This is a genomic window from Pseudoalteromonas sp. SIMBA_162 (genome assembly GCF_046535955.1).
Classification (GTDB): Bacteria; Pseudomonadota; Gammaproteobacteria; order Enterobacterales; family Alteromonadaceae; genus Pseudoalteromonas; species Pseudoalteromonas marina.
Genome location: NZ_JAWJBQ010000104.1, coordinates 1 through 399, shown reverse-complemented (window position 1 = coordinate 399; position 399 = coordinate 1). Strand labels below are relative to the sequence as shown.

Sequence of the window (399 nt, the reverse complement as noted above, 5' to 3'; positions counted from 1 at the left end):
CACCTTGCCGTCGGCAAAGTAGACATTGTCACGCGTCGCGACGCCATCGTTGTCGAAGGCGGCGCTGGACATGCCACCGACTTCCCGCGGCTTCTCACCCAGCGTGAACCAGTCGGGGAACAGCGGCTGACCCAGGCTATCGCACAGGAAGCTGGACTCACGGTACAGCGAGCCGCCGGCGATGGCAGACAGGTAGTGACCGACCAGCCCGGCCGACATCTGCGGGTCGAACAGCACCGGCATGCGCCCCGTCGCCACCTTGCGCGCATTCAGGCGCGCCAGCGTGCGGCGCGCGGCTTCACGCCCTACTGACTCGGGAGAGCGCAGGTCTGCCGGATTGCGCACGCTGGTGTAGTCATAGTCACGCTGCATGCCCTGTGCATCCTTGGCGATCAGCAT

At 65.9% G+C, this 399-nt stretch carries 1 protein-coding gene; it reads right to left on the bottom strand.

All coding sequences use genetic code 11. From position 1 onward, the window contains the following. Window positions 1-399, bottom strand: a 399-nt coding sequence (locus R0J88_RS18910; protein WP_410900714.1) for a metallopeptidase TldD-related protein, incomplete at both ends; no start/stop codon positions are given.